The 26,946-nt window shown below is 54.2% G+C and carries 23 protein-coding genes, 6 tRNA genes and 1 other RNA gene; 18 read left to right on the plus strand and 12 right to left on the minus strand.

Annotation, left to right across the window (positions count from 1 at the left end; genetic code table 11):
* Positions 1-122: 122 nt before the first annotated feature.
* On the plus strand, positions 123-1,043 hold the full coding sequence (gene lpxP / locus U9O48_RS15735) for a kdo(2)-lipid IV(A) palmitoleoyltransferase (RefSeq protein WP_285150128.1): 921 nt from the start codon (positions 123-125) through the stop codon (positions 1,041-1,043).
* Positions 1,044-1,398: 355 nt separating this feature from the next.
* On the plus strand, positions 1,399-1,470 hold the full coding sequence (ypdK, locus tag U9O48_RS15740) for a membrane protein YpdK (protein ID WP_099458937.1): 72 nt from the start codon (positions 1,399-1,401) through the stop codon (positions 1,468-1,470).
* 64 nt (positions 1,471-1,534) lie between these two features.
* On the opposite strand, the gene alaC is transcribed toward ypdK, so the two are convergent.
* A complete protein-coding gene (alaC, locus tag U9O48_RS15745; protein WP_285146812.1) occupies positions 1,535-2,758 on the minus strand; it encodes an alanine transaminase in 1,224 nt (407 codons plus the stop codon).
* Positions 2,759-3,145: 387 nt separating this feature from the next.
* Between alaC and U9O48_RS15750 the strand changes: the two genes are divergently transcribed.
* Both U9O48_RS15750 and U9O48_RS15755 read left to right on the plus strand, forming a co-directional pair.
* Complete coding sequence (locus U9O48_RS15750) at positions 3,146-4,843, plus strand: sensor histidine kinase (protein ID WP_282493761.1); 1,698 nt, start codon at positions 3,146-3,148, stop codon at positions 4,841-4,843.
* Positions 4,844-4,855: 12 nt separating this feature from the next.
* A complete protein-coding gene (locus tag U9O48_RS15755; protein WP_282493762.1) occupies positions 4,856-5,593 on the plus strand; it encodes a LytR/AlgR family response regulator transcription factor in 738 nt (245 codons plus the stop codon).
* Positions 5,594-5,625: 32 nt separating this feature from the next.
* Here U9O48_RS15755 and glk read toward each other — a convergent pair whose 3' ends face one another.
* Complete coding sequence (glk, locus tag U9O48_RS15760; RefSeq protein ID WP_282493763.1) at positions 5,626-6,591, minus strand: glucokinase; 966 nt, start codon at positions 6,589-6,591, stop codon at positions 5,626-5,628.
* 205 nt (positions 6,592-6,796) lie between these two features.
* Here glk and U9O48_RS15765 point away from each other — a divergent pair, with 205 nt between their 5' ends.
* Complete coding sequence (locus tag U9O48_RS15765; RefSeq protein WP_324722778.1) at positions 6,797-8,032, plus strand: ion channel protein; 1,236 nt, start codon at positions 6,797-6,799, stop codon at positions 8,030-8,032.
* Here U9O48_RS15765 and ipdC read toward each other — a convergent pair whose 3' ends face one another.
* On the minus strand, positions 8,033-9,691 hold the full coding sequence (gene ipdC, locus U9O48_RS15770; RefSeq protein WP_324722779.1) for an indolepyruvate decarboxylase: 1,659 nt from the start codon (positions 9,689-9,691) through the stop codon (positions 8,033-8,035). It abuts the gene before it with no gap.
* 184 nt (positions 9,692-9,875) lie between these two features.
* On the opposite strand from ipdC, the gene mgrA reads away from it, so the two are divergent.
* Together mgrA and ypeC are read left to right on the plus strand one after the other, a co-directional pair.
* Positions 9,876-10,874 carry an L-glyceraldehyde 3-phosphate reductase gene (gene mgrA, locus U9O48_RS15775; RefSeq protein WP_324722780.1) on the plus strand — a complete coding sequence of 333 codons (999 nt, stop codon included), beginning with the start codon at positions 9,876-9,878 and terminating at the stop codon, positions 10,872-10,874.
* A gap of 126 nt (positions 10,875-11,000) precedes the next feature.
* Positions 11,001-11,345 (plus strand): DUF2502 domain-containing protein YpeC, encoded by a 345-nt coding sequence (gene ypeC, locus U9O48_RS15780; protein ID WP_282493767.1) that lies wholly within the window; start codon positions 11,001-11,003, stop codon positions 11,343-11,345.
* Between the two features lie 45 nt (positions 11,346-11,390).
* Here ypeC and U9O48_RS15785 read toward each other — a convergent pair whose 3' ends face one another.
* Positions 11,391-12,629, minus strand: coding sequence for an Nramp family divalent metal transporter (locus U9O48_RS15785; protein ID WP_285150117.1), 1,239 nt, complete (start codon positions 12,627-12,629; stop codon positions 11,391-11,393).
* A gap of 351 nt (positions 12,630-12,980) precedes the next feature.
* Here U9O48_RS15785 and nupC point away from each other — a divergent pair, with 351 nt between their 5' ends.
* Complete coding sequence (nupC, locus tag U9O48_RS15790; RefSeq protein ID WP_282493769.1) at positions 12,981-14,168, plus strand: nucleoside permease NupC; 1,188 nt, start codon at positions 12,981-12,983, stop codon at positions 14,166-14,168.
* A 39-nt stretch (positions 14,169-14,207) separates the two neighbouring features.
* Here the strand turns inward: nupC and U9O48_RS15795 are convergent, their stop codons facing one another.
* From U9O48_RS15795 to U9O48_RS15805, 3 genes are all read right to left on the minus strand, one after another.
* Complete coding sequence (locus U9O48_RS15795; RefSeq protein ID WP_285158443.1) at positions 14,208-16,367, minus strand: EAL domain-containing protein; 2,160 nt, start codon at positions 16,365-16,367, stop codon at positions 14,208-14,210.
* A gap of 248 nt (positions 16,368-16,615) precedes the next feature.
* Positions 16,616-16,691 (minus strand) — tRNA-Ala (locus tag U9O48_RS15800).
* Between the two features lie 40 nt (positions 16,692-16,731).
* Positions 16,732-16,807: transfer RNA gene (locus U9O48_RS15805), tRNA-Ala, on the minus strand.
* Positions 16,808-17,024: 217 nt separating this feature from the next.
* Between U9O48_RS15805 and U9O48_RS15810 the strand changes: the two genes are divergently transcribed.
* A complete protein-coding gene (locus U9O48_RS15810; RefSeq protein WP_282491562.1) occupies positions 17,025-17,387 on the plus strand; it encodes a YfeC-like transcriptional regulator in 363 nt (120 codons plus the stop codon).
* A gap of 1 nt (position 17,388) precedes the next feature.
* A complete protein-coding gene (locus tag U9O48_RS15815; RefSeq protein ID WP_285150119.1) occupies positions 17,389-17,784 on the plus strand; it encodes a YfeC-like transcriptional regulator in 396 nt (131 codons plus the stop codon).
* A 49-nt stretch (positions 17,785-17,833) separates the two neighbouring features.
* Here the strand turns inward: U9O48_RS15815 and gltX are convergent, their stop codons facing one another.
* Complete coding sequence (gene gltX / locus U9O48_RS15820; protein WP_285146820.1) at positions 17,834-19,249, minus strand: glutamate--tRNA ligase; 1,416 nt, start codon at positions 19,247-19,249, stop codon at positions 17,834-17,836.
* A 258-nt stretch (positions 19,250-19,507) separates the two neighbouring features.
* Between gltX and U9O48_RS15825 the strand changes: the two genes are divergently transcribed.
* The 6 genes from U9O48_RS15825 (at position 19,508) to U9O48_RS15850 (ending at position 20,606) form a co-directional block, all read left to right on the plus strand.
* Positions 19,508-19,583 (plus strand) — tRNA-Val (locus tag U9O48_RS15825).
* A 43-nt stretch (positions 19,584-19,626) separates the two neighbouring features.
* A tRNA-Val gene (locus U9O48_RS15830) sits at positions 19,627-19,702 on the plus strand.
* A 30-nt stretch (positions 19,703-19,732) separates the two neighbouring features.
* Positions 19,733-19,808: transfer RNA gene (locus U9O48_RS15835), tRNA-Val, on the plus strand.
* 3 nt (positions 19,809-19,811) lie between these two features.
* Positions 19,812-19,887, plus strand: a tRNA-Lys gene (locus U9O48_RS15840).
* Positions 19,888-19,916: 29 nt separating this feature from the next.
* Positions 19,917-20,040, plus strand: a non-coding RNA gene (locus tag U9O48_RS15845) — RtT sRNA.
* Between the two features lie 224 nt (positions 20,041-20,264).
* Complete coding sequence (locus U9O48_RS15850; RefSeq protein WP_282495458.1) at positions 20,265-20,606, plus strand: FlxA-like family protein; 342 nt, start codon at positions 20,265-20,267, stop codon at positions 20,604-20,606.
* On the opposite strand, the gene U9O48_RS15855 is transcribed toward U9O48_RS15850, so the two are convergent.
* On the minus strand, positions 20,603-21,538 hold the full coding sequence (locus tag U9O48_RS15855; protein WP_285150121.1) for a LysR family transcriptional regulator: 936 nt from the start codon (positions 21,536-21,538) through the stop codon (positions 20,603-20,605). The two genes, U9O48_RS15850 and U9O48_RS15855, sit on opposite strands and share 4 nt — an antisense overlap.
* Before the next feature lie 89 nt (positions 21,539-21,627).
* On the opposite strand from U9O48_RS15855, the gene U9O48_RS15860 reads away from it, so the two are divergent.
* A complete protein-coding gene (locus U9O48_RS15860; RefSeq protein ID WP_282495460.1) occupies positions 21,628-22,623 on the plus strand; it encodes a bile acid:sodium symporter family protein in 996 nt (331 codons plus the stop codon).
* Here U9O48_RS15860 and U9O48_RS15865 read toward each other — a convergent pair.
* From U9O48_RS15865 to zipA, 3 genes are all read right to left on the minus strand, one after another.
* Positions 22,620-22,835: a DUF3820 family protein gene (locus U9O48_RS15865; protein ID WP_095282821.1), complete on the minus strand. Its 216-nt coding sequence runs from the start codon at positions 22,833-22,835 to the stop codon at positions 22,620-22,622. The two genes, U9O48_RS15860 and U9O48_RS15865, sit on opposite strands and share 4 nt — an antisense overlap.
* A 1-nt stretch (position 22,836) precedes the next feature.
* Positions 22,837-24,855, minus strand: a complete 2,019-nt coding sequence (ligA, locus tag U9O48_RS15870) for an NAD-dependent DNA ligase LigA (RefSeq protein ID WP_285158445.1) — start codon at positions 24,853-24,855, stop codon at positions 22,837-22,839.
* Between the two features lie 67 nt (positions 24,856-24,922).
* The gene (gene zipA / locus U9O48_RS15875; RefSeq protein ID WP_285158446.1) at positions 24,923-25,912 is read right to left on the minus strand and encodes a cell division protein ZipA; all 990 of its coding nucleotides are present in this window, start codon (positions 25,910-25,912) and stop codon (positions 24,923-24,925) included.
* Positions 25,913-26,142: 230 nt separating this feature from the next.
* On the opposite strand from zipA, the gene cysZ reads away from it, so the two are divergent.
* On the plus strand, positions 26,143-26,904 hold the full coding sequence (cysZ, locus tag U9O48_RS15880) for a sulfate transporter CysZ (RefSeq protein ID WP_282495463.1): 762 nt from the start codon (positions 26,143-26,145) through the stop codon (positions 26,902-26,904).
* Positions 26,905-26,946: the final 42 nt, after the last annotated feature.

Below are 26,946 nucleotides of genomic sequence, written 5' to 3' on the forward strand. Positions count from 1 at the left end.
AGTGGACAGGCAGCGCCGTAAAGTTGGGTAAGGCCTGAAACCATCGCCCTGAACGACGGTCTAAATCAGCACGTAGTATCGCAACCTTTGCGCTACCTTCTCTGGCTTTATATAGGTCCACAATTTTGTCTCAATGCAAATTCGAACGTGCATTTCTCCACCCACGTTACTGGCTCACCTGGTTTGGCCTTGGCCTGCTCTGGTTGCTCGTTCAATTGCCTTATCCCGCAATACAAGTACTGGGTTCAAGTTTAGGCAGCGCTTCCCGTCTCTTTTTGAAACGCCGTGAATCCATTGCCCGCCGAAATCTGGAACTGTGCTTCCCTCATTACAGCGACGAGCAGCGCGACAAGCTGATCGCCGAGAATTTCAAATCCATTGGCATGGCGCTGCTGGAAACCGGTATGGCCTGGTTCTGGCCGGACGAGCGCGTACGCAAATGGTTCGACGTCGAAGGCCTGGAAAACCTCCAGCAGGTACAAGCGCAGAATCGCGGCGTGATGGTCATCGGCGTGCATTTTATGTCGCTGGAGCTGGGCGGGCGCGTAATGGGCCTGTGTCAGCCGATGATGGCAACCTATCGCCCGCACAATAATTTGCTGATGGAATGGGTGCAGACGCGCGGACGTATGCGCTCGAACAAAGCGATGATCAGCCGTAACAACCTGCGCGGTCTGGTCAACGCTTTGAAAAAAGGCGAAGCGGTGTGGTTCGCGCCCGATCAGGATTACGGACGTAAAGGCAGCAGTTTTGCCCCCTTCTTCGCGGTCAGGGATGTCGCCACCACTAACGGCACCTTTGTGATTTCACGCCTGTCCGGTGCGCCCATGCTGACCGTCACGATGGTCAGAAAAGCCGATAAGTCGGGCTATCGTCTGTTTATCTCACCAGAACTGCATAATTACCCACAGGACGAGCGCGAAGCCGCGACTTACATCAACAAAGTGATTGAGAGCGAAATCATGCGCGCGCCGGAACAGTATCTGTGGGTGCATCGTCGCTTTAAGACCCGCCCGGTCGGCGAGTCGTCTCTCTATATTTAGTTCTTTTATCAGGTTAGTTTCGCCAGGAAACTAACCTTTTCAATCACCTGTAATCACCCGCCGTTACTGTCCATTTACCCCTTCGCTCAACGCAATTTATTCCGCTGTGAAATTAAACTGTCTCCGTTCCACGACACTCGTAAGTTACGGAAATGATACAAAAAAATGCCTCTTGTCACCCCCCAAATTTAGGCGTACATTAGCGCCGTCTGGCAATGGGAACGCACAGAATTCTGAGCTGGAGTCAGCGAGCTCGCGGGATAATTCTTATTTCCGCCTGGGTCTGATTTCAACTCTCTATACTCAGTTGGACTCTGTTTTTTAAGGCGTATCTTTGATACGCGGAGCGATGAACGTGAAATATTTCTTTATGGGCATTTCGGTGATTGTATTAGTCTGGGCCGGAACCTTTGCCCTGATGATCTGAGCGAAGAAAATACAGTTAAAAAAACAGGAGCCAATCGGCTCCTGTTTTTTTATGCATATCCTGCTTATTCCGATTTTCTCTCGACCGGCAACAGCCCGTCGGCGCGGAACATACTTTTGATGCCTCTCACCGCCTGACGAATTCGGTCGCTGTTTTCGATCAACGCAAAGCGAACGTGGGTATCGCCGTAATCACCGAAACCAATGCCCGGTGAGACGCAAACCTTCGCATCCTGCAGCAGCTTTTTGGCAAACTCCAGCGAGCCCATCGCGGCGTAGTGTTCAGGGATTTTGGCCCAGACGTACATCGAGGCTTTCGGCATTTCGACCATCCAGCCCGCTTCGTGCAGGCCTTTCACCAGCACATCACGGCGGCGTTTATACTGCGCGGCGATGTCGTGCACGCACTGCTGATCGCCTTCCAGCGCGGCAATCGCCGCGACCTGCAGCGGCGTAAAGGTGCCGTAGTCGTGATAGCTCTTGATGCGCGCCAGCGCGTTGACCAGCGTTTTATTGCCAACCATAAAGCCGATACGCCAGCCCGCCATGTTGTAGCTTTTGGACAAGGTAAAGAATTCAACGGCCACGTCACGCGCGCCCGGTACCTGCATAATCGACGGCGCTTTCCAGCCGTCGTACACGATATCGGCATACGCCAGATCGTGAACTACCAGCACGTCGTAGCGCTTCGCCAGCGCGACCACCTTCTCGAAGAACTCCAGCTCGACGCACTGCGCCGTAGGGTTCGACGGGAATCCGAGGATCATCATTTTCGGTTTCGGGTAGCTTTCACGAATGGCGCGTTCCAGCTCGTTGAAGAAGTCCACTCCCTCCACCAGCGGGACGGAGCGAACCTGCGCCCCGGCAATCACCGCGCCATAAATATGGATCGGGTAGCTCGGGTTCGGCACCAGCACCGTATCGCCGTGATCGAGCGTCGCCAGCATCAGGTGCGCCAGCCCCTCTTTCGAACCGATGGTGACGATGGCTTCGCTTTCGGGATCGATTTCAACGTTGTAGCGATCCTGATACCAGCGGGAGATCGCCCGACGCAGACGCGGAATACCGCGCGAGGTGGAGTAGCCGTGCGTGTCCGGGCGCTGCGCCACGGTGCAGAGCTTTTCAACGATATGCGGCGGTGTGGGGCCATCAGGGTTACCCATGCTGAAATCGATAATGTCTTCGCCGCGCCGACGCGCAGCCATTTTCAGTTCAGCAGTGATATTAAAAACATAAGGGGGAAGACGATCGATACGCGTAAAACGGCGTTCAGGACTGGATTCAGCCATAGATTCCTCAGATTCACGTGAGCGCCCGGACCGTCCGAGCGACGCTGCCACGATTGTGGCGTGTTTAGAAAATAGCCTGATTGAAAAGCTGCTGTCGAGAGGAAAACGAAAAAATAATTATCACGCTAAAACCGGAAGAATGCTGAGGCAAAAAGCGGAAGGCATTGAGGCAAGAATGTTCCCGTGGCAGCTTTTATTTAACGTAACGATATCAATGAAGTAACAACACAAGGACGCAAAAAGGCTAAAGCGTCGATTACTGGGTCTGAAAAAACCAATCCCCTTTGAAGAAAGTGGTCTTTCCTCATTTGATTATTCAGAGGGATGTCTGGTCATTATGCCCCAGGTTTTCTATCATAGCTTTTTCCCGAATTCCCAGGTTTCCTCGTGCACGAAACATTCAATATGCTGCTGGCAGTCTTCGATCGCGCGGCATTAATGCTGATTTGCCTCTTCTTCCTGATCCGCATCCGGCTCTTTCGCGAGCTTCTGCACAAATCCGCCCACTCGCCCAAAGAGCTGCTGGCCGTCACGGCGATTTTTTCCCTGTTTGCCCTGTTCAGCACCTGGTCCGGCGTGCACGTCGAAGGCTCGCTGGTGAACGTGCGTATCATTGCGGTGATGTCGGGCGGGATTTTGTTCGGCCCATGGGTCGGGATTATCACCGGGATTATTGCCGGGACGCACCGCTACTTAATCGATATCGGCGGCGTAACGGCGATCCCCTGCTTTATCACCAGTATTATCGCGGGCGTTATGTCCGGCTGGATTAACCGTAAGATCCCGAAAAAACAGCGCTGGCGGGCGGGTATCGTCGCCGGGATGATGTGTGAAACCCTGACCATGATCCTCGTGGTCGTCTGGGCGCCCAGCATCGAACTGGGTCTGGATATCGTTTCCAAAATCGGTATTCCGATGATTCTCGGCACCGTCTGTATCGGTTTTATTGTGCTGCTGGTACAGAGCGTCGAGGGCGAAAAAGAGGCCAGCGCCGCACGCCAGGCGAAACTCGCGCTGGATATTGCCAACAAAACGCTGCCGCTGTTCCGCCACGTGAACGCCGAATCTCTGCGTCAGGTGTGCGACATTATTCGCCGCGATATTCATGCCGACGCGGTTGCCATTACCAATATCGATCACGTGCTGGCCTACGTCGGCGTCGGTGAAGACAACTATCGCAACACCGACGATACCGTCAGCCCCACCACCCGCCAGGCCATTAACTACGGTAAAATCATCATTAAAAACAATGATGAAGCACACCGCACGCCGGAAATTCACTCGATGCTGGTGATTCCCCTGTGGGAAAAAGGCGTGGTGACCGGCACGCTGAAAATCTACTACTGTCACGCGCATCAGATCACCTCTACGCTGCAGGAGATGGCGATTGGCCTGTCGCAGATTATCTCGACGCAGCTGGAAGTCTCCCGCGCCGAGCAGTTACGCGAAATGGCAAATAAGGCGGAGCTGCGCGCCCTGCAAAGTAAGATCAATCCCCATTTCCTGTTTAACGCCCTGAACGCCATTTCATCGTCGATTCGCATGAATCCGGACACCGCCCGCCAGCTGATTTTCAATCTGTCGCGCTACCTGCGCTACAACATCGAGCTGAAAGACGATGAGCAGATCGACATCAAAAAAGAGCTGTACCAGATTAAAGATTACATCGCGATTGAGCAGGCGCGCTTTGGCGATAAGCTGACGGTTATCTACGATATTGATGAAGAGGTTCACTGTGTGATCCCGAGCCTGCTGATCCAGCCGCTGGTGGAGAACGCCATCGTTCACGGCATTCAGCCTTGCAAAGGCAAAGGCGTAGTCACCATCAGCGTGGCGGAGTGCGGGAATCGGGTGCGGGTGGCGGTGCGCGATACCGGCCACGGCATCGACCCCAACGTGATTGCGCGCGTCGAGTCAAACGAGATGCCTGGCAATAAAATCGGCCTGCTGAACGTCCATCACCGCGTGAAACTGCTGTATGGCGAAGGGCTGCATATTCGCCGCCTGGAGCCCGGCACGGAAATCGCTTTTTACGTCCCGAATGAACGCCTGCCCGTTCATACGCAGACGCTGTTGTTGCCTTAACGGGAGTGCCTCATGAAAGTCATCATTGTGGAAGATGAAATCCTCGCCCAACAGGAATTAAGCTGGCTGATTAAAGAGCACAGCAAAATGGAGATCGTGGGCACCTTTGAGGACGGGTTGGATGTGCTGAAATTTCTGCAGCACAACCGCGTCGACGCCATTTTTCTGGATATCAATATTCCGTCGCTGGACGGCGTACTGCTGGCGCAAAACATCAACCAGTTCGCCCATAAGCCGTTTATTGTGTTTGTCACTGCGTGGAAAGAGCATGCCGCCGAAGCCTTTGAACTGGAAGCCTTCGACTACATTCTGAAACCTTATCAGGAGTCGCGCATCATCAGCATGCTGCAGAAGCTCGAACTGGCCTGGCGACAGCAATCCAGCCCGGCAGTCAGCCCTGCGCCTGCCGCCACGCGCGAAAATGACACACTCAATCTGATCAAAGATGAGCGCATTATCGTCACACCGATGGATGATATTTATTACGCCGAAGCGCACGAAAAGATGACGTTTGTCTACACCCGCCGGGACTCGTTTGTGATGCCGATGAATATCACCGAGTTTTGCGCCAGGCTCCCGACGTCGCACTTTTTCCGCTGCCACCGCTCGTTTTGCGTCAATCTGAACAAGATCCGCGAAATCGAGCCCTGGTTTAACAACACCTATATTTTACGGCTGAAGGATCTGGAGTTTCAGGTGCCGGTGAGTCGCAGCAAGGTGAAAGAGTTCAGGCAGTTGATGCATTTTTGACGCCCTCTCCGTGACGAAGAGGGCGAAGTGAATCAGAGGTACTGACCCAGCGTCTGGCGAAGATGCGCGCCGGACCCCAGCAGGCCTGGATTATCATGCACGATCAGATAAACGGGAATATCCTGCACGTAGGATTTGAAGCGCCCTTTATCTTCGAAACCGCCGCGGAAACCAGAGGCTTTAAAGAATTCGAGGAAGCGCGGCACAATCCCACCGGCGATGTACACGCCGCCAAAGGTACCGAGATTCAAGGCCAGATTGCCGCCGAAGCGTCCCATGATCACGCAGAACAGCGACAGGGCACGGCGACAGTCGGTGCAGCTGTCTGCCAGCGCGCGTTCGGTGACGTCTTTCGGCTGCAGGTTTTCCGGCAGACGGCCGTCAGATTTCACAATCGCGCGATAAAGATAGACCAGACCCGGGCCGGAGAGCACGCGCTCGGCGGAAACGTGGCCCAGCTCGGCGCGCAGCTCCTGCAGAATAATGCCCTCTTCTTCGCTGTTTGGCGCGAAATCAACGTGGCCGCCTTCGCCCGGCAGACTCACCCAGCGTTTGTCGACGTGAACCAGGTGCGAAACGCCAAGCCCAGTGCCTGCACCGTAAACGGCAATCGGCTTGCCCTCGACCGGTTTATCGCCGCCAAACTGAATCAGATGTTCAGGTTTAAGCATCGGGATCGCCATCGAGACCGCCGTAAAGTCGTTAATAATTTCCAGATGCGCGAAACCGAGATTCTTTTTCATCTCGGCAATGGAAAACGCCCAGGTGTGGTTGGTCATCGCCACCCAGTCGCCGGTAATCGGGCAGGCAATGGCGATACAGCCATCTTCTACGCTGACCTTATGCTCATCCAGATAGACGCGAACCACCGCTTCCAGACTCGGGTAATCGAGCCCTGAGTAGGCCTTTGCCTGAGAGATTTCACCGGTATTAATATCGCATAGCGCCAGCCGGGCGTTGGTACCGCCCACATCGCCTACTAAAGCATACTTTGTCATTCTTCTACTGCTCCGCTAAAGTCAGAATAAATCTTTGGGACACTGTAAGTTCAAGGCGAGATAACAACAACGGCCTGAAGGCGGGTGGCCCAGGATTATCGATCTTCGTCACAGAATAACTTTACCGTTTCAGCACCTTTTGCACTATTGCCGTCAAACTGATTGTGCAAAGTCACGCTAAATACTTTTGTACAAGGAAATCATCATGCTTCATCCCCGCGCCAGAACGATGTTGCTGCTAGCAATACCCGCGCTACTGATTGGTATTGCGTCAAGCCTGGTGTTAATCGTCGTGATGAAAGTCGCCTCGGTGCTGCAGACGTTTTTATGGTCCTCGCTTCCCGGGCAGTTCGGTATTGATGTGGCGTCTCCGTCGTGGATCATTTTGATGTTAACGCTCACCGGGATTGCGGTGGGGCTGGTGGTTCGCTTTAGCCCAGGACATGCGGGCCCGGATCCGGCGCTGGAGCCGCTGATTGGTGCGCCCGTGAATCCCGGCGCGCTGCCGGGGCTGATTCTGGCTCTGGTGATGGGTCTTGCGGGCGGCGTGAGCCTCGGGCCGGAACATCCGATCATGGCGGTGAATATCGCTCTTGCCGTCTATCTTGGCTCACGGATTTTGCCGCGCGTGGGTGCTCTCGACTGGACCATTCTGGCATCGGCGGGGACGATCGGCGCGTTGTTCGGCACGCCCGTTGCTGCCGCGCTGATTTTCTCGCAAACCCTGAGCTCCGATAACGACGTTCCGCTCTGGGATCGTCTCTTCGCCCCGCTGATGGCGGCGGCGGCCGGTGCGCTCACCACCAGCCTGTTCTTCCAGCCGCACTTTTCGCTGCCGATCCCTCACTACGGGCACATGCAGCTGGCCGATATCTTTAGCGGGGCGATTGTCGCCGCGATCGCCATCGCGGTGGGAATGGTCGCCGTGTGGTGCCTGCCGCGCCTGCACCTTCTGATGCACAAGCTGAAACACCCGGTGCTGATTCTCGGCTCGGGCGGCTTTTTGCTCGGTATTCTGGGTGCCATTGGCGGCCCCATCACCCTGTTCAAAGGGCTGGATGAGATGCAGCGCATGGCGTTCAGCCAGGTGTTTAGCGTGTCAGATTATTTCCTGTTTGCGGTGGTGAAACTGGCCGCAGTGGTGGTGGCCGCCGCGTGTGGTTTTCGCGGCGGGCGGATTTTCCCGGCGGTGTTTATCGCCGTGGCGCTGGGTCTGATGTTGCATGAGCATGTCGATGCGGTTCCGGCGGCGATCACCGTCTCCTGTTCGATTCTGGGGTTTGTGCTGGTGGTGACGCGAGATGCGTGGCTGAGCCTGTTCATGGCCGTGGTGGTGGTGCCGGATACCAACCTGCTGCCGCTGCTCTGTATCGTGATGTTGCCCGCCTGGCTCCTGCTGGCGGGCAAACCAATGCTGATGGCCTGGCGGCCGAAGAAATAGTCAGGCGTTATTGCGCGCTTCCAGCGCCCGGGTGATGGCGCTCAACAGCGGAGGAATATCCTCTTTGGGCAACATCACCTCGATCAGCGACAGTTTTTCGCTGTGGGCAACCTTCTCCAGTATCTCCGCCAGTTGCCCTGTTTGACTTACCCGCCAGCACTCGGCCTGACCGTTCTGGCTCAGTGCCTGCGGGATCTGCGTCCAGTTCCACAGGGCAATATCGTTATAGCGCTGTTTCGGCCCGTGGATCGCCCGCTCAACGGTATAGCCTTCGTTGTTCAGCACCAGAATCACCGGGTGCTGTTTATCCCGCAGCATCGACCCCATCTCCTGAATGGTCAGCTGCGCTGCGCCGTCCCCGGTCAGGACAATTACGCGTCTGTCCGGGCATGCCGTCTGCGCGCCAAACGCCGCCGCCAGAGTATAACCAATCGATCCCCACAACGGCTGCACGATAAAGTTCACGTCGGTCGGGAGACGCAGTGCGGCGGCACCAAAGGCGGAGGTACCCTGGTCGGCGAGAATGACGTCTCCGGGGCGAATAAAGGGTTGCAGCGTGTGCCAGAAATTATCCTGAGTAAGGGTTTCATCCTGATGCCGATGGGTGAGCGGCGCCTGCCGGGCCGGTGTCGTCTGCCTGGTGATGTGCTGCTTACACAGCGCCGAGAGGATCTCGACGGCCTTCGCCATCGGAATGCCCGTGAACCAGCGCTCCCCCACGCGGGCGGCGTGCGGCTGGATTTCGATGGTTTTGGCCGCCGGGAGATGGTGTGTGAAACCGGCGGTCAGGGTATCGGTGAAACGCGTCCCGACGCAGATAATCATATCCGCCTCTTCAATGGCTTCTTTCACCCCTTCCCCGCTCGCCGAGCCGCTGTAAGTGCCGTAAAAACCGGGCTGGCGCTCATCAAAAATCCCTTTGCCCATCAGCATGGTCGCGTGGGCCATCGGCGTCTCTTTCACCCATTTCTGCAGCTGATCTTTGAGCCCATACCGCAGCACCAGGAAGTCAGCCAGCAGTGCGGTACGTTTGCTGCTGGCGAGGCGCGATTCAGCCGCATCGCGGAAGGCTTTCAGGCAGGTGCTGTCCGCGTGAGAGGTGCGTTCTGTGAGAGCGTTTACAGGCGGCGTGGCCGGTTTTTTTGCCACGTCCGCAGGCAACATCAGATACCCCGGACGCCGCTCGCGCAGCATGATCGACAAGACCCGGTCGATTTCATAGCAGGCGTTTTGCTCCGTTAAAATCGCCTGCGCCACCGTCACCGGCTCACTCATCCGGTAAAAATGACGGAACTCGCCGTCGCCCAGCGTGTGGTGCAGTAGTTCGCCTTTTTGCTGCGCGGCGCTGCCCGGTGCGCCCACGATATGCAGCACCGGAACGTACTCCGCGAAGCTGCCCGCGATACCGTTCATAGCGCTCAATTCCCCGACGCCAAATGTCGTCAACAGCGCGGAAAAGCCCTTGCAGCGGGCATACCCGTCAGCAGCGTAAGCGGCGTTCAGCTCGTTTGCACAGCCCACCCAGCGGATGTCCGGGCTGTCGATGACATGATCGAGAAACTGCAGGTTGTAGTCGCCAGGGACGCCAAACAGGTGTTCGGCGCCGCAGTGTTTTAGTCGTTCAAGCAGGTAATCGGCGACGCAGTATGGGGTTCGCATAACAGGTGTCCTTCTGACGTTGACCTCACTTTGAGTATTAAAGAAGCGTGATGACTGTCCAGAAACCGCGACAAGATGACGCTGGAAAGAATGCTTTACGAAAAATGGCGGTGTAATCTGATTTACTGCGCCACGGTGTAAACGTATACACTGATGGGATATTTCAGGTCAGAGGGGTTTAGCAATGGTTTTTCAGGCGGATAAAATGCGTTATCAGTCAATGCAGTATCGTCGCTGCGGCCAGAGCGGTTTAAAGCTGCCCGCAATTTCGCTGGGTTTATGGCATAACTTTGGCGATACCACGCTCATTGACACCAGTCGTCAACTTTTACACCGCGCCTTCGAGCTGGGGATTACCCATTTCGATCTGGCCAATAACTACGGGCCACCTCCCGGCTCGGCAGAATCGAACTTTGGTCGCATTTTGCAGGAAGATTTTCTGCCCTATCGCGATGAACTGATTATCTCGACCAAGGCGGGCTATACCATGTGGGACGGCCCCTACGGTGACTGGGGTTCACGTAAATATCTGATCGCCAGCCTCGATCAGAGCCTGAAGCGTATGGGGCTGGAGTACGTGGATATCTTCTATCACCACCGCCCGGACCCGGAAACGCCGCTGCGCGAGACGATGAAAGCCCTCGACCACGTGGTGCGTCAGGGGAAAGCGCTCTACGTTGGCCTGTCGAATTACCCGGCGGAACTGGCGCGTCAGGCGATTGAGATCCTCGACGACCTCGGTACGCCGTGTCTTATCCACCAGCCGAAGTACTCTATGTTTGAACGCGCGCCGGAACAGGGTTTGCTGTCCGTCCTGCAGGAGAAAGGCGTCGGCTGTATTCCGTTCTCTCCGCTGGCCGGTGGGCAACTGACCGACCGTTATCTGAACGGTATTCCGGCGGATTCTCGTGCGGCCAGCGGAAGTCGCTTCCTCAATCCGGATCACATTACGGAAGAAAAAATCAGCCAGGTGCGCGAGCTGAACGCGCTGGCCGAAAGCCGGGGTCAAAAGCTGTCGCAGATGGCGCTGGCCTGGGTGTTACGCCACGACGCGGTCACGACGGTGCTGATTGGCGCGAGTAAGACCGCGCAAATCGAGGACGCCGTCGGCACGCTGAATAACCTGCACTTTACCTCTGACGAGCTCAGTACCATTGATGCGATCCTGAACCGCTCAAAATAAATCCACTTTTAGCAAAACGTGCTCCCCCTGACGAATTAGGAGTTGAGGCGATTAAACGGGGCTTTACGGCCCCGTAATATTGCGTTAACAGGCCGCTTACGGCCCCGATCGTGAAGGAGAAGAAGCATGTTCAGGTCACTGATTCTTGCAGCGGTATTAATGGCTTCAGCACCGCTGGTCGCCAATGCTGGCGAAATCACCCTGTTGCCATCAGTAAAATTACAAATTGGCGATCGTGACAATTATGGTAACTACTGGGACGGCGGTGGCTGGCGCGACCGTGATTACTGGCACCGCAACTATGAATGGCGAAAAGACCGCTGGTGGAGGCACGATAATGGCCGTCACCGTGGCTGGGATAATCGCAAAGCGTACGAGCGTGGCTATCGTGAAGGCTGGAGCGACCGGGACGATCGTCGCGGACCGCACGGTCATGGACGCGGTCACGGACACGGCGGCCATCACCACTAAAAAACAAAAAGGAGCCAAATGGCTCCTTTTTTTATGTCTGCAATCTTACAGCCCCAGCGCCGTACCAATCAGCAGCCACAGGTTCAAGGCCACCACCAGCACCACGATAATCCAGCCGATACGTTTAACCAGCGTGGTATTGACCAGGTCGCCCATCAGCTTCTGGTTGCTGGTAAAGATCAGCAGCGGAACCAGCGCCAGCGCGATACCAAAGCTCAGCAGGACCTGGCTCATCACCAGAATGCGCGTCGGATCCAGCCCCATCAGAATGACGATAAACGACGGCAGCATCGTCACGGAGCGGCGCACCCACAGAGGAATGTGGAAGCGTACGAACCCCTGCATCACCACCTGTCCGGCCAGCGTCCCGACCACCGTCGATGAAAGACCGGCTGCCACCAGGCTCAGGCCGAAGATGGTCGCCGCCGCGTGGCTCAGGAGCGGTTCCAGCGTCAGGTATGCCTGATCGAGATCGGCAATCCCCGTGTGACCGTTAAAGTGGAACGCCGCTGCGGCCGTCGCCATCATTGCCAGATTCACAAACCCGGCGATGGTCATGGCGATACCCACATCCCATTTGGTGGCCGAATAGCGCTCCTGGCGAGAGCCTTCGTGGGCGTGCTGCGTCAGGGAGGAGTGGAGATAAATCACGTGCGGCATGATGGTCGCCCCCAGAACGCCCGCCGCCAGGAACACGGCTTCTGACGTCGGCAGGCTGGGGATGATCATCCCTTTACTCAGCTGCGCCAGATTCGGCTGGGAAAATATCAGCTCAACAATATAGGCCGCAGCGACAAACAGCAGCAGACCGCCGATCACCAGCTCGAGGGGCTTCTGCCCGCGGCGCTGGAGCATCAAAATCAGGAAGGTGGCGATCCCGGTCAGTACCGCCCCCTGCAGGAGCGACACGCCCAGAATCAGCTTAAAGCCTATCGCCGCGCCGATAAATTCGGCGAGGTCAGTCGCCATGGCGATGATTTCCGCCTGCACCCAATAGAACCAGACCACCGGACGCGGATAGTGATCGCGAATCTGTTCCGCGAGGTTTTTCCCCGTCGCGATACCCAGTTTTGCGGAGAGCACCTGAATGAGCATCGCCATCAGGTTCGCCCACACCACCACCCACAGTAATTTGTAGCCAAAGCTCGCCCCGGCCTGAATGTTGGTCGCAAAATTACCCGGATCGATATAGCCAATAGCAGCGATGAACGCAGGTCCCATTAATGCGAACCTGAGCTTGCGCGCCGCTCTGGCACTGCTACCCTCTACGCGACTGTTTGTCATTTCTGCCTCTGGAAATATAGCCTTTGCTATGTTTCATGCTATCAAAATGAGAATGATTATCAAGATCATTTAAAAAGTTTATAGTGATTTCTCTGATAGCAAAGAACGATAGCTGGGGCGGGTGCAATGAAACGATCTCACAGACAGTGAAATCGCACAGTCATTTGTGAAGCGTAGCACACAAACGTAACTTTTCACTCATTTACATAACATAACAGAAGTGTATGGTTGATCACTATTTTTGAGACTCGTCACAGGTTGTAACTATACTGTGGCCTTGATCTCGTTTTCTTTGTGCTTGTTACATAGAATGTGCACGGAAATTAAACCTGCCTCATATTTGGAGCAAATATGGACCGCGTCCTTCATTTTGTCCTGGCACTTGTTGTCGTTACTGCACTTGCATTGCTGGTCAGCACAGACCGCAAAAACATTCGTATACGTTATGTTGTACAGCTGCTCGTCATTGAAGTTTTACTTGCGTGGTTCTTCCTGAACTCCAACGTAGGCCTGGGCTTCGTGAAAGGCTTCTCCGAAATGTTCGAAAAACTGCTCGGATTTGCTAACGAAGGGACGAACTTTGTCTTCGGCAGCATGAACGATCAAGGCCTGGCATTCTTCTTCCTGAAAGTGCTTTGCCCAATCGTCTTCATCTCTGCGCTGATCGGTATTCTGCAGCACATCCGTGTTCTGCCGTTTGTGATCCGTGGGATTGGTTTCCTGTTATCCAAAGTCAACGGCATGGGTAAACTGGAATCTTTCAACGCAGTCAGCTCCCTGATTCTGGGCCAGTCCGAGAACTTTATCGCGTATAAAGACATCCTCGGCAAAATGTCCCGCAACCGCATGTACACCATGGCGGCTACCGCAATGTCGACTGTTTCCATGTCTATCGTGGGCGCATACATGACAATGCTGGATCCAAAATACGTGGTCGCAGCACTGGTTCTGAACATGTTCAGCACCTTTATCGTTCTGTCGCTGATCAACCCGTACCGCGTTGACGCCAGCGAAGAAAATATCCAGATGTCTAACCTGCACGAAGGCCAGAGCTTCTTCGAAATGCTGGGCGAGTACATTCTGGCAGGTTTCAAAGTGGCGATTATCGTTGCTGCGATGCTGATCGGCTTCATCGCCCTGATCGCTGCGCTGAACGCCCTGTTCGCGGCTGTGCTGGGTATCTCCTTCCAGGGCATTCTGGGCTACATCTTCTACCCGATTGCATGGGTGATGGGTGTTCCGGCTCACGAAGCACTGCAGGTCGGCAGCATCATGGCGACCAAACTGGTTTCCAACGAATTCGTTGCGATGATGGATCTGCAGAAAATCGCCAGCACGCTCTCTCCTCGCGCTGAAGGTATCCTGTCTGTGTTCCTGGTCTCCTTCGCTAACTTCTCTTCCATCGGCATCATCGCCGGTGCGATTAAAGGTCTGAACGAAGAGCAAGGTAACGTGGTTTCTCGCTTCGGCCTGAAACTGGTATATGGCTCGACGCTGGTGAGCGTACTGTCCGCGTCTATCGCGGCACTGGTACTGTAATCAGAATAAAAAAACCGGGGGTTTGCGCCCCCGGTTTTTTTACGCCTTCAGTTCATCTAGCGGCTGGGGTTTTCCCAGCAAATAGCCCTGCAAATAGTCTACCCCGATATCGAGTAACATCTGCCGCTGCTCCGGCGTTTCGACAAACTCCGCCACCACGCACAAGGATTTGGTCTTCGCCAGATTACAAATCGACTTCACAATGGTCGCATCCATGCTGTCCGTACAGATGTCTTTCACAAAGCAACCGTCGATTTTAATGATGTCCGCCTGTAGCCGTTTGAGTCGCTCATAGTTGGCATACCCCGTGCCAAAATCATCGATCGCAATTTTGAAGCCGTATTCGCGCAGTTGCTGGATATTCTGAATGCTGTATTCGGAATCGGAAAAAGCCTGCTCTTCGGTGACTTCGATAATGACCGCCTGCGGGGCAATCGCGTGGTGCCTGAAGCGATCGATAATCTCAGCGGCCACCTCTTTTTGATTGAGCGTCATTGGCATCAGGTTGACGGAGAAGCGCGCGCCGCACTCCGTCGACGGGTTTTCCCGCAGCCATTTCAGCAGGCTGTCGAGGACGCAGAGGTCAAAGCGGTGGCTGAGGTTGAACTGCGCCACCAGAGGAATGAAGCGATCGGGAGTGAGGATTTCACCGTCGCTCTCCAGACGGGTCAGAATTTCGTGGTAGCCCTCACCGACAGCATTCTGAATGGGCTGGGCATAAAGACGCACGCCTCCCTCCTCCAGCGCCCGTTTCACCCGGCTAAGCATCAATACGCGGTCCGTGGTTTGCCCGGAGACCCGCTCAACGCTGTTGGTAAGCGCCAGCACTCTGTGCGTGACGCAGGACTGCTCTGAAAGCCAGCTCAACTGCCCGAGCGTATGGTGCAGATTTTCGGCATCCTGATCCTCCAGTTCGCCCCAGGCCGCACCAAATTCGATGTCCAGCCCGGTATTGTTCCAGTAGATTTTACGGCTGTTTAGCCGATCGACGATGTGCTGCAAACGCTCCCCGCTGTCTGGCCCCTGCAGCACCAGAATCAACTCGCTGCCCGGTAGCTGGAAGAATTTTTCGTTCGCCTGAAGTAAAGGCTGAACCGCAGAGGTGATGGCTCGCTTACAGTGGATGCGCATCAGCATCCCGTAATGGCGGCTGAGAAACCCCAGGTTGCCCATCCGCAGGCAGCAGATTTTGGCATCCGGGTGTCGCTGTAAATAGTCTTCCAGGGCGCGCATATTCGCGAGGCCCGTGAGCGGATCGGTCAACGCCCTTTCGTGCCAGCCCTTCTTTAGCCATTCGCTCCGGTGGTAAATCCGCGACATGTACATCAGGCAAATGGCGAAGGAGATCAGCACCGACAGGACGAACGCCAGGGCATGCCCGGTCTGAACGCCATTAAGGAAATTTTTGTTGTAAGACAGGAGCAGGAAAGCGGAGATCGCCCAGCTCAAAGAAACCAGGGCATAGCTCAGGCGGCTGATCGCCACAGTAAACAGAATAAAAATCACCGGCACCAGATACCCGGCGATAAAGCTGGCTTCGATCGGGGAGCATAAAACCACTAATCCCAGCGTCAGACATATCAGCCAGCCAAATGTAAATACAGAATGTTTATGAATAAGATACGGCTTAACGCTGCGCAGCCAGAAGGTTCTGGCATTGCGCGGATTAATTATCATTCTTAGCGGGTAATAGAACATCATGGTAAATATCAGGCTGGCGCAAATCAGGCTCTGAATATCGACGATGTTATAAATTGCGGTGCCATCGCCAAAGAAGTTTGATATCGAAAGCGGGAAATCGAAGAAATATCCGGCGAGATACATCGACAGCTTTATGCCGAGGGGAATGATAAATCCCAGCCAGAAAATGCGTAACCCAATATGCCGGTTAGGCAGCCCATAGCGCCAGCGCTTGCCCAGCGTGAAGCGCAGGATTGCGCAGACTGCGAAGACCGAAAACGTCTGGCAAAACAGTACCACCGCATGCTGCAGAGGGGTGAGCTGGAAGTAATAAAGGTTAGTTAAGGCAAAACTGAAGACAATGGGAAGAACCGCGCGGCGGCCAAACAATAACATCATCGCCAGCATCACGCTTAAGGGTAACCAGGCTAAATAGACGTAATGACCGTCGAGGATGGAACGAGGGGAAATAAAACGAGAGAAAGGCACCGCCAGCAGACATAAAATGAATGCCAGCATAAATATTCGTAAATTATTTGTAAGGTGACTTTTTGCTCGTAACAAGGGGCTATTTCCCAGTCGAATCATTGGTTGAAGAAATGGTAAGTTTATTAATTGAGCGAATCAAGTTCCCGGTTTTAAATGAACTCTTTTATTGATTTCGATTGAGGTCAGATTGATAAACATACACGGATGGCAACAAAAAAGGCAGGAGATGATAACAAACGCATAAAAAAACCCCCGCCTTTCGGCGAGGGTCTGAATTTTGGTGGAGCTAAGCGGGATCGAACCGCTGACCTCTTGCATGCCATGCAAGCGCTCTCCCAGCTGAGCTATAGCCCCACAGTGTCTTTACGTTCCAAATTCCCCTGGATTAAGAATTTGGTGGAGCTAAGCGGGATCGAACCGCTGACCTCTTGCATGCCATGCAAGCGCTCTCCCAGCTGAGCTATAGCCCCAACGTAAAGCTGTCGTGTTGACGGGCGGCATAATATGAATTCCATTGCTGAGTGTCAACGGCAAAATCAGCCCTGCCCTTTCAATCGTCGAAAAATCATGCAAATGAAGCACATTGCGAGGTTGCTCGCAGCCAGTAGTTAAACCTGTCACATTTTCGCGTAAAAGGGTGCTATAACATGAAGCCTTCATTAACCCTACTGATATTCAGGTAATTGCATGATCAAGGAACGAATGACGCCAGAGGAGCTGTCCCGGCTCACTGGCTATAGCCGACAGACCATCAATAAATGGGTACGTAAAGAGGGTTGGAAAACATCTCCAAGGCCGGGTGTTCAGGGCGGTAAAGCGCGTCTGGTCCACGTGAACGAGAAAGTGCGAGAGTTCATCCGCAGCGCTTCTCGGGTAACCGAAGCACCTCTTCATCCTGAAAGCGTGGCAAGCAGTAGCTCGCTTGACGCTCTGCTTCTGACACTCGCCAATGAAATGACCCCCGATGAACAAAAACAGCTGACGACGCTGCTGCTGCGAGAAGGGATCACCGGATTGCTACAACGTTTAGGGATACGCGACCAGAGCTGATATGAAAAGATTACGGAGCAAGATGACCACGGAAGAGCTGGCCGAGAGCCTGGGGGTCGCCAAACAGACGGTCAACCGCTGGATACGTAAGCAAGGGTGGAAAACCGAAGGGTTAAACGGCGTGAAAGGTGGACGAGCCAGACTGATCCACATCGATACCCGCGTGCGTGAGCACCTTATGACCCTCCCCGCTATTCGTACCCGCCAGGCGGTTTACCAGTTAGCAGAAGCCTCCGCCGAGTATGGCGATGTGAATACCACCAGCCTGCCACGCCAGGTGACCACTGCTCTGGAAAACCTGACCCAAATCGAGCAACAGAGGCTCGCCGTGCTGCTGGCACGCGAAGGGATTCAGGGTTTTCTCACCCGCCTCGGGATCGCTGAAGAGCAGACATAAAAAAACGGCAGGATAACCTGCCGTTTTCAAATGGGTCTGCCTGATGCGATTACTGCTGGCTTTCGCGCTCAGCAATAAAGCCCAGCGCTTTGTTGATACGCGCGACGCTGCGTGTCTTGCCAATCGCATGGACGGTGACGTCCAGGCCTGGAGACTGGCCTGCGCCGGTCACAGCCACACGCAGCGGCATACCGACTTTACCCATACCCACTTCCAGCTCGTCAGCCGTTGCCTGAATCGCATGATGCACGTTCTCTGCGGTCCAGTCGGTCAGGGCTGCCAGTTTATCGCGCACCACTTCCAGCGGCTGACGCGCAACCGGACGCAGGTGTTTTTTCGCCGCGTCAGCATCAAACTCATCAAACTCTTCGTAGAAATAGCGGCAGCTTTCCGCAATCTCTTTGAGAGTTTTGCAGCGTTCGCCGAGCAGTCTCACCAGATCCGCCAGCTCAGGGCCGGTGCGGGTGTCAATGTTGGCCTGTTCAATGTGCCATTGCAGGTAGGTCGCAACATATTCAGCCGGCATGGTGTTGATGTAGTGATGGTTCAGCCACAGCAGTTTATCGGTGTTAAACGCACTGGCGGATTTGCTCACCGCATTCAGGGAGAAGAGTTTGATCATCTCTTCACGGCTGAAAATCTCCTGATCGCCGCTGGACCAGCCCAGGCGCACCAGGTAGTTCAGCAGCGCTTCCGGCAGGTAGCCGTCGTCGCGGTACTGCATCACGCTCACGGCGCCGTGGCGCTTGGACAGTTTTTTACCGTCATCACCGTTGATCATCGAGACGTGCGCGTAGACCGGCACTGGCGCATTCAGCGCTTTCAGGATGTTGATCTGGCGCGGGGTGTTGTTGATATGGTCTTCGCCACGGATAACGTGGGTGATTTCCATATCCCAGTCATCAACCACCACGCAGAAGTTGTAGGTCGGTGAACCGTCGGTACGACGAATGATCAGATCGTCCAGCTCCTGGTTGCTGAACTCAATCGGGCCACGGATCTGATCGTCAAAGATCACAGAACCGTCCTGCGGGTTAGCAAAACGCACGACGCAGGGTTCGTCATCAGCATGATGTTCATGGCTATGGCGGCAGCGGCCGTCGTAGCGAGGTTTGTCGCCGTTCGCCATCTGCTCTTCGCGCAGGGCTTCCAGACGCTCTTTAGAGCAGTAGCATTTATACGCGGTACCCGCGACCAGCATTTCATCAATGACGGCGTTGTAGCGATCAAAACGTTTGGTCTGGAAGTATGGGCCTTCGTCCCACTCCAGATTCAGCCAGTTCATGCCATCCATGATGGCTTCGATAGCTTCCGGTGTTGAACGCTCGAGATCGGTGTCTTCAATACGCAGCACGAACTCACCGCCGTGGTTACGTGCAAAAAGCCAGGAATAAAGAGCAGTACGGGCACCACCGACGTGCAGATAGCCTGTCGGGCTGGGCGCGAAGCGAGTTTTGATTTTCATGAAATGGCCTTACGTTATAAAGATGCCGACGACCGGCAAATGCTGGGATAAAAACAATGGGCAATATTCTATCACTGTGGGCCGATTCCTCAATGAGGAAGCCTGAATGACGTGCAGGTTTGCTAAATTTGTTTAGAAATCATGCTGCGCGGACCATTTTGTGATCCATTTGTTTAATTTTACGACGAACAAACAAAATCTTTAGAAAAGGCGTTGACTCATTTTCAACTCTCCCTATAATGCGACTCCACACAGCGGGGGTGATTAGCTCAGTTGGTAGAGCACCTCCTTTACACGGAGGGGGTCGGCGGTTCGAGCCCGTCATCACCCACCATCTACTTAAGTAGATACCGCAGTGTAGATAAGAATTTAAGATTGGGCGATTAGCTCAGTTGGTAGAGCATCTCCTTTACACGGAGGGGGTCGGCGGTTCGAGCCCGTCATCGCCCACCATTCTTAAATCTTATTTAGTAGCACCGAAATGGGTGATTAGCTCAGTTGGTAGAGCACCTCCTTTACACGGAGGGGGTCGGCGGTTCGAGCCCGTCATCACCCACCATTCGGGTCGTTAGCTCAGTTGGTAGAGCAGTTGACTTTTAATCAATTGGTCGCAGGTTCGAATCCTGCACGACCCACCAATGTAAAAAAGCGCCCTAAAGGCGCTTTTTTGCTATCTGCGATATTCAAGATTCGAACCTGCAGCAGGTTCGAGCCGAACGCAGTGAGGCACCGGAGCCGCAAGGCGACGGCCCGAAGGGCGAGCGAAGCGAGTCATCCTGCACGACCCACCAATGTAAAAAAGCGCCCTAAAGGCGCTTTTTTGCTATCTGCGATTCCTGAATTCAAAAGACATTGCCTGATGGCGCTTCGCTTATCAGGCCTACGTTATGCCTGCGTGATCCGTAGGTCGGGTAAGCGCAGCGCCACCCGACAAATAGCCCCCCAGATCTGGCAGGTCCTCTCAAGCTATGGATTTTTATGCCGATATGCTTGTTTTATGGCGAGAGGATTTACAATGACAACCATACAGACATCAACACCTTCAATGCAGACCAGCAGTAGCAGTGGTAGCAGCTCCAGCGACAACAGCATTGCGTCGCAAATCAGCCGTCTGACGTCGCAGATCACCAAGCTCACTCAGCAGCTCAAAGATGTGGCGAACGGCAGCGGCACTGCTGAAGATAAGAAAAAGCAGCAGGACCTGCTTCAGGCGCAGATCAAAATGCTGCAGGCCCAGCTGGCACAATTGCAGCGCCAGCAGGCTGAAGAAGCGCAAAAGAAACAAGAACAAAAACAGGGCAAAGCTGAAGGCGTGAACTCACCTTCCGCTGAGCACCAGATCGATATCTACATCTAATCGTCCGGCGCGTTAAATAACGGATCGCGTATGCGGGCCTCCATTAACCGCTGTGCCTGCATACGTACCACCTCCCAAAGCGCGTGAGCCGCCCCGGAAAGCGAGCGATTTTTACGTCGCGCCAGCATCAGTTTTCGCTCAATACAGGGCGCGAAACGCCTGACAACGAGCCGACTCCCCTGCGGCAGCGGCAACGCCAGCGCGGGTAACACGCTGATTCCAATCCCCGCTTCCACCATCGGGAAGAGCGTCGCGGGATGGCCAATCTCCTGCACGATCGTCGCATTCACTTTCTGCTGGGCGAGCGCCGCATCAATCAGCGGACGGCTTCCCGATGCATAATCCTGCAATACCAGGTTTGCCCCCTGCAATGCCTGCCACGTCACCTCTGGCACCTGGGTCAGAGGATCGTCATCGCGACAGAGCAGTAAAAATGGCTCTGAGAGCACCACTTCACACTCAAGATCCGTCACCGGCCCCGGATCGATCACAATCCCGAAATCCACCTCGCCTTGTCTGATACTCTCCAGCACCCACTGCTGCGGCCTGTCGTGCAGTACAAAATCGATATCAGGATAACGCCGGTTACTTTCGGCAATGCACTGGGGAATCAAATGCGCCGAAATGGTCTGGCTGGCGGCCACGCGCACGGTCCCGGAAAGTTGTTGCCCCACCCTGCCGACGTCGCGCAGCGTACTGTTGAGTTCATCCAGGAGTCGCTCCAGACGCGCGGCCAGCTGCTGCCCCGCTTCGGTTAGCACCACTTCCCGCGTGGTGCGGTCGAGCAGGCGCACGCCGGTTTGCAGCTCCAGCTCTTTGACGCTATGGCTAACCGCCGACTGGCTCAGGCCGATTATCTCCCCGGCGCGGCTAAAGCTACGGGCCTGGGCGACGGTGACAAAAACGCGAAGCTGACGTAAGGAGTAATTCATCTTATTTATTCATGAATAGATGCAATAAATCGATTTTATTTCTCAAAGGGAACAAAGCACAATAGCCAAATCTGATTTCAGGAGCATCTATGAAACTGTTTCGTGTTCTCGACCCCTTTACCCTTACGCTGATTGCCGTGGTCCTGCTGGCCTCTTTCTTCCCGGCTCGCGGCGCTTTTGTTCCCTTTATTGAGGGCCTGACGACGGCCGCCATCGCCCTGCTGTTCTTCATGCACGGCGCCAAACTGTCGCGTGAAGCGATCATTGCCGGGGGGAGCCACTGGCGACTGCACCTCTGGGTGATGTGCAGTACCTTCATTCTGTTCCCAATCCTCGGCGTGCTATTCGCCTGGTGGGCACCGGTGAATGTCGATCCGGCGCTGTACACCGGTTTCCTCTATCTCTGTATTCTGCCTGCCACCGTGCAGTCGGCCATTGCATTTACGTCGCTCGCAGGCGGTAACGTTGCGGCGGCGGTTTGTTCCGCGTCTGCATCAAGCCTGTTAGGGATTTTTGTGTCACCGCTGCTGGTCGGCCTGCTGATGAATATGCACGGCGCAGAGGGCAACCTCGAACAGGTTGGGAAAATCTGCCTCCAGCTATTGCTGCCGTTCGTGCTCGGGCATCTCTCGCGTCCGTGGACCGGGGATTTCGTCGCCAGAAACAAAAAGTGGATTGGCAAAACCGACCAGACCTCGATTCTGTTAGTGGTCTACTCCGCCTTTGGCGAAGCCGTGGTGAACGGGATCTGGCATAAGGTCGGGATTGGTTCGCTGCTGTTTATCGCGCTGGTGAGCATTGTCCTGCTGGCGATTGTGATTGCGGTGAACACCTTTGCCGCGCGCAAGTTTGGCTTCAACAAAGCAGATGAAATCACCATTGTGTTCTGCGGTTCGAAAAAGAGTCTCGCCAACGGCATTCCGATGGCGAACATTCTCTTCCCGACGTCGGTGATTGGAATGATGGTGCTGCCGCTGATGATTTTCCACCAGATCCAGCTGATGGTCTGTGCGGTGATGGCACGTCGTTACAAGCGCCAGACGGAGAAGCTGGCGCAGGAAGAGACCCGCGCCGCGAAAGCTTAAGGACGTTTGAGGGGCTGAACCAGATGGCTCAGCCCTTCGCTTTTGATAAGCAACGTGATAGCCATCAGCTCGCCCAGTCGCCCGGCAGGAAATTGATCCTTGCGCGCGAACCACAGGAAATACTCTTCCGGCACGTCAATCAAGCGACGCCCCTTGTATTTACCGAACGGCATCTCGGTGTTGGCGATCTCGATGAGCTGTTCTTTCTCCACGTTACTCTCCCAGTAGCCTGATCATTTCAGCTTCGTCAATAACCTCAATGCCCAGCTCCTGCGCTTTCGCCAGCTTCGAGCCCGCCGCTTCACCGGCGATCACCAGATCGGTTTTCTTCGACACGCTGCCCGCCACTTTGGCGCCCAGCGCCACCAGACGCGCTTTGGCATCGTCACGGGAAAGCTGGCTCAGACTGCCGGTGAGTACCACGGTTTTGCCCGCAAACGGGCTGTCGATCTCTTCGGCGTTAACCACCACCGGCGCAGGCCAGTGAATGCCCTCTTCCAGCAGCTTACCGATGACTTCGCGGTTGCTCTCTTCTGCAAAGAAGTTGAAGACGTGGGTGGCGACAACGATGCCGACGTCCGGCACTTTTTGCAGATCCTCAATCGAGGCCTTTTCGAGCAGCTCAAGCGTACCGAAATGGGCAGCCAGCCCGGCGGCTGTCGCTTCGCCGACTTCACGAATACCCAGGGCGTAGAGGAAGCGCGCGAAAGTGGTCTCTTTGGATTTTTCCAGCGCATTGACGACGTTCTGCGCAGATTTTGGCCCCATACGATCCAGCCCGGTCAGCTTGCCCGCCGTCAGACGGAACAGATCCGCCGGCGTATGGACATACTCTTTTTCGACCAGTTGATCGATGATTTTATCGCCCATCCCGTCAACGTCCATCGCCCGACGAGAGACAAAGTGTTTGAGCGCCTCTTTGCGCTGCGCCCCGCAGATTAACCCACCGGTACAGCGCGTTACCGCTTCGCCTTCCACGCGTTCCACGTCAGAGCCGCAGACCGGGCAATGGGACGGGAATTCGATGGGAAATCGAACTGTTTCATCCAACTGTTTTTCTAATACTTTTACTACTTGCGGAATTACATCTCCAGCACGTCGAATAATGACCCAATCATTAATTTTTAAACCTAAATTTTTGATAACATCTTCATTATGCAATGTGACATTACTAACTGTTGCCCCTCCAACATAAACAGGTGTTAGTCGAGCAACTGGAGTGATGGCTCCGGTTCTACCAACCTGAAAATCAACCCCGATAACTCGTGTTGTCTTTTCCTGAGCAGCAAACTTATACGCAACAGCCCAACGCGGGGCTTTAGCAACAAATCCAAGCTTTTCTTGTTGCCTCTTATCATTAACTTTTATGACGATACCATCAATGTCAAATCCCATATATGGCCTACGTAATTCAATTCGATTGTAGTAGTCCATTACATCATTTATGTCATCATAAAGGCGCACATCATCACTAACTGGTATTCTCCACTTCCTAAACAGTTGCAACGTTTCAAACTGGCCAGCGGGCAGACTACCGCCATCAACAACGCCATATCCATAGCAGTAAAAGTATAGATTTCTGCTACTTACAATCGCGGGGTCGAGTAAACGAATGGTTCCTGCAGCTGCGTTGCGAGGATTGACAAACAGTTTACCGCCATGTTTCCGAGCATAGTTATTCAGTGAATTGAATTTATCTTTAGGAAGAATAACCTCACCTCGGATTTCAAGCTGACTGGGTATATTATTCCCATAAAGAACAAGCGGTACTGATTTTATTGTCTTTACGTTTGCAGTTACATCTTCTCCCTGCACACCATCTCCTCGAGTAACAGCACTTACAAAATGACCATTCTCGTAGAAGATACTTATTGCAAGACCATCAAGCTTTAGCTCACAACAATAAGAAGCTTTTTTGCCTAATTTTTGCTCTATGCGAGAGTTAAACGCCTGAAATCCCTTTTCTTCAAAAACATTTTCTAAAGAAAGCATAGCCATTCGATGCTTGATTTTCTTGAACCCATCAATAACTGGAGCTCCAACACGCTGCGTGGGCGATGTTGAAGTTACAAACTCAGGATTTGATTTTTCAAGTTCAATAAGACGACGCATTAAAGCATCGTATTCTTCATCAGTAATTTCTGGGTCAACAAGAACATGATATCTATGCTCATGGTAGCGCAGCTCATCACGAAGATTCTCGATTAGATGTAATATCTCTTTTTTATTCATAACGTTACCATAGATGAAAAACCCCCGACAGGCGGGGGTTGAGGAGACGTGGAAGAGAACGCAGAATTTAGGCGTTAGCTTCCTTTACTTCGCGGATGCGATCCTGATACTCGCGCAGTTTCTGCGGCGTCATCATACGACGCTGATCGTCGAGTACCACACCACCGACTTCATCGGCGATGTGCTGGGCGGATTGCAGCATCAGCTTAAAGTTTTGCAGTTCGTCACCGTAGGACGGCACCTGCATAAAGATCGTGATGCCCGGCGTGGTGAAATCACCGGTCATTTCCGGATCAAAGGTCCCCGGATTCACCATGTTTGCCAGGCTGAACAGCGCAGGGCCGCTCCCGTCCGGGCTCAGGTGACGGTGGAAAATATTCATGTCGCCAAACTTGAAGCCCGCCTGCTGAATGCTGTTGAGCAGCACGTCACCATTGAGCTGAGTCCCGTGATGCGCGGCGACGTTCATGATGATCACCGTCTCTTTACGCTGCGGCTTTTCAGCTACCGGCGCTTCTTCGATAATCGGTTCCGGTTCAACGACAGGCTCAGGCTGCGGAGCCGGTTGCACATGAACAGGCTGCGGCGGCATTTCTGGCGGCGAGGGCTGAACAGGACGCGGCTGCTGCACGGGCTGTTGAACGTGCTGCGGCTGAACCGGCTGCTGGACAACAGGCTGTTGTACCGGCGGTTGCTGTGGCTGACGCACCGGCTCTTCCACAGGCTGTGGCGCGGGCTGGCGCGGCTGTGCAGACGCGTAAGGCGGCTGATACTGGTGCTGCGGAGGCTGACGAGGTGCTTCATGCTCCCCATGGCCTGCAGCAGGCGCAGTCGTATTGACCCGATGAACGCGAACTTCACCCACGCCTTCGTCGTCGTTATCGTCGATGTCGTCATCACCGTCATCGTCGTTACGACTGGACTTCATGCGTTTCAGTGGGCGATCGCGAAACATCGAGGAACGTTCTTTACGGCTGGTCCAGAAACCATGTACCAGTAAAGCGAGTATGGCGATCGCGCCAACAATGATTAATATCAGACGCAAATCCTGCATCATTATATTCTCTGTTGTTCTAACACCTTGCCACCACGGCAAACATTTACTCACTAAGAGTATTTGCCGATTACGTCAAGTGCAAGTGTGTGCAGAGCATTCAAAGCATAAAGATGAACGAAATCGTGCTTTTTGCTGTTTTTTCGAACATTTCCGAACTGGTCATTGGTCCATAACCCGATAATATAGGCGTGCAATTCCACTGGTTGTGAAAAAAGGAGTACAGCCTGGCTATGGTTTCGACATCAACAACGACTCCGCGCAGCGGCATTGGGTATTTTTCTCAGGGATGGAAGCTGGTCTCCCTGCCTGGGATCCGCCGCTTTGTGATCTTACCTCTTCTGATCAACATTCTGCTGATGGGCGGCGCGTTCTGGTGGCTGTTTACCCGGCTGGAAAGCTGGGTGCCGGCCATCATGAGCCATGTGCCCGACTGGCTGCAGTGGCTGAGCTATTTGCTGTGGCCGATAGTGGTCATCTCCGTCCTGCTGGTCTTCGGTTATTTTTTCTCGACCATCGCCAACTGGATCGCCGCGCCGTTTAACGGACTGCTGGCGGAGCAGCTCGAAGCCCGACTGACCGGCGCGACGCCGCCCGATACGGGTGTGCTTGGCATCATGAAAGATGTGCCGCGCATCATGAAACGCGAATGGCAGAAGTTTGCCTGGTATCTGCCGCGCGCCATTGTTCTGCTGATCCTCTACTTTATTCCCGGCATCGGCCAGACCGTTGCGCCGGTGCTCTGGTTCCTGTTTAGCGCCTGGATGCTGGCTATCCAGTATTGCGATTACCCGTTTGATAACCACAAAGTGCCGTTCAAAGAGATGCGCACGGCGCTGCGCTCGCAAAAAGTCATCAATATGCAGTTTGGTGCCCTCACCAGCCTGTTCACCATGATCCCTGTCCTTAACCTGTTCATTATGCCGGTTGCCGTCTGCGGCGCGACCGCGATGTGGGTAGATTGCTATCGTGCTAAGCACGCGTTATGGAAGTAATGCAAAACTGTGTAAATGGAGGGCGGCTTATGCCCTCCTTAT

Origin of the sequence: Lelliottia sp. JS-SCA-14 (assembly GCF_035593345.1) — a bacterium.
GTDB lineage: Bacteria > Pseudomonadota > Gammaproteobacteria > Enterobacterales > Enterobacteriaceae > Enterobacter > Enterobacter wanjuensis.

Bases quoted from the DNA above. Each gene is read 5' to 3' on its own strand.
- alaC (WP_285146812.1), bottom strand. From the start codon at position 2,758: ATGGCTGAATCCAGTCCTGAACGCCGTTTTACGCGTATCGATCGTCTT.
- U9O48_RS15755 (WP_282493762.1), top strand. From the start codon at position 4,856: ATGAAAGTCATCATTGTGGAAGATGAAATCCTCGCCCAACAGGAATTA.
- glk (WP_282493763.1), bottom strand. From the start codon at position 6,591: ATGACAAAGTATGCTTTAGTAGGCGATGTGGGCGGTACCAACGCCCGG.
- U9O48_RS15765 (WP_324722778.1), top strand. From the start codon at position 6,797: ATGCTTCATCCCCGCGCCAGAACGATGTTGCTGCTAGCAATACCCGCG.
- ipdC (WP_324722779.1), bottom strand. From the start codon at position 9,691: ATGCGAACCCCATACTGCGTCGCCGATTACCTGCTTGAACGACTAAAA.
- mgrA (WP_324722780.1), top strand. From the start codon at position 9,876: ATGGTTTTTCAGGCGGATAAAATGCGTTATCAGTCAATGCAGTATCGT.
- ypeC (WP_282493767.1), top strand. From the start codon at position 11,001: ATGTTCAGGTCACTGATTCTTGCAGCGGTATTAATGGCTTCAGCACCG.
- U9O48_RS15785 (WP_285150117.1), bottom strand. From the start codon at position 12,629: ATGACAAACAGTCGCGTAGAGGGTAGCAGTGCCAGAGCGGCGCGCAAG.
- nupC (WP_282493769.1), top strand. From the start codon at position 12,981: ATGGACCGCGTCCTTCATTTTGTCCTGGCACTTGTTGTCGTTACTGCA.
- U9O48_RS15795 (WP_285158443.1), bottom strand. From the start codon at position 16,367: ATGCTGGCATTCATTTTATGTCTGCTGGCGGTGCCTTTCTCTCGTTTT.
- U9O48_RS15810 (WP_282491562.1), top strand. From the start codon at position 17,025: ATGATCAAGGAACGAATGACGCCAGAGGAGCTGTCCCGGCTCACTGGC.
- U9O48_RS15815 (WP_285150119.1), top strand. From the start codon at position 17,389: ATGAAAAGATTACGGAGCAAGATGACCACGGAAGAGCTGGCCGAGAGC.
- gltX (WP_285146820.1), bottom strand. From the start codon at position 19,249: ATGAAAATCAAAACTCGCTTCGCGCCCAGCCCGACAGGCTATCTGCAC.
- U9O48_RS15850 (WP_282495458.1), top strand. From the start codon at position 20,265: ATGACAACCATACAGACATCAACACCTTCAATGCAGACCAGCAGTAGC.
- U9O48_RS15855 (WP_285150121.1), bottom strand. From the start codon at position 21,538: ATGAATTACTCCTTACGTCAGCTTCGCGTTTTTGTCACCGTCGCCCAG.
- U9O48_RS15860 (WP_282495460.1), top strand. From the start codon at position 21,628: ATGAAACTGTTTCGTGTTCTCGACCCCTTTACCCTTACGCTGATTGCC.
- ligA (WP_285158445.1), bottom strand. From the start codon at position 24,855: ATGAATAAAAAAGAGATATTACATCTAATCGAGAATCTTCGTGATGAG.
- zipA (WP_285158446.1), bottom strand. From the start codon at position 25,912: ATGATGCAGGATTTGCGTCTGATATTAATCATTGTTGGCGCGATCGCC.
- cysZ (WP_282495463.1), top strand. From the start codon at position 26,143: ATGGTTTCGACATCAACAACGACTCCGCGCAGCGGCATTGGGTATTTT.